We start from the raw sequence: 851 nt of genomic DNA on the forward strand, positions 1-851 counted from the left end.
ACCAATCTAGGATGTCCAGCAATGCGATCAGCAAGAAGGCCAACAGCAAACGCATAACGATCTGCATTATTATAATGTTTCAGAACAAAGAAATTTTTTGTGACTAAAAATATAGGTCCTTTTGCTCCATCTGGATATTTTAATATTGCTTGTTCAGCTGATGTAGGAAGAGGGTGCCCATTTGCGTGTTTTACACCTAATTTTTTCCATTGTTCAAAGGAATACCAGCCTTCAGGAAGGGTTTTCCCCTGCGGCACTTTTACCTCTACTCCCCAAATAAGATTAGGTTGCCAGCCATTTTTGTGGAGAAGGTTAGCAGCAGTAGCCAGAGCATCTGGAACAGAGTTCCAGATATCACGCCGTCCATCTTGGTCCATATCAACTGCATAGGCGAGATAACTGCTTGGAATAAATTGTGTATGCCCCAATGCACCGGCCCAAGATCCAGTGAGTTGAGAGCGTTTAATTTCGCCACTTTGTAGAATTTTCATAGCAGCAATCAGCTGTGTATATGCATATTTTGCACGTTTTTTATCAGCATAGGCTAAAGTTGCAAGAGAGCGAATGGTATCACGCATTACACTTTTATTAGCTAAAACCTTCCCATAGTTGCTTTCCATTGACCAAATAGCAAGCAGAATATTGCGATCAACACCAAAACGTTTTTCAATTTGAAGAAGCCATTTGTTCCATTTTTGAGTTTGGCGTCGTCCTTCCTCAATTGCAATATCATGGACACGATTATCGAAATAGTTCCATGAAGGAGCAACAAATTCCGGTTGGTATGCGGCGCTTTTTAGAACTTCTGGATCAATGGCATTAACACCTTTAAACGCCATATGAAACGTAGA

At 40.9% G+C, this 851-nt stretch carries 1 protein-coding gene; it reads right to left on the reverse strand.

The window, feature by feature from the left end; translation table 11 throughout:
* The coding region (locus tag ACFIL8_RS11400) for a lytic transglycosylase domain-containing protein (protein ID WP_375689888.1) at positions 1-851 on the reverse strand (851 nt) is incomplete at both ends.

Origin of the sequence: Bartonella sp. AP57NXGY, assembly GCF_042195805.1 — a bacterium.
Classification (GTDB): Bacteria; Pseudomonadota; Alphaproteobacteria; order Rhizobiales; family Rhizobiaceae; genus Bartonella.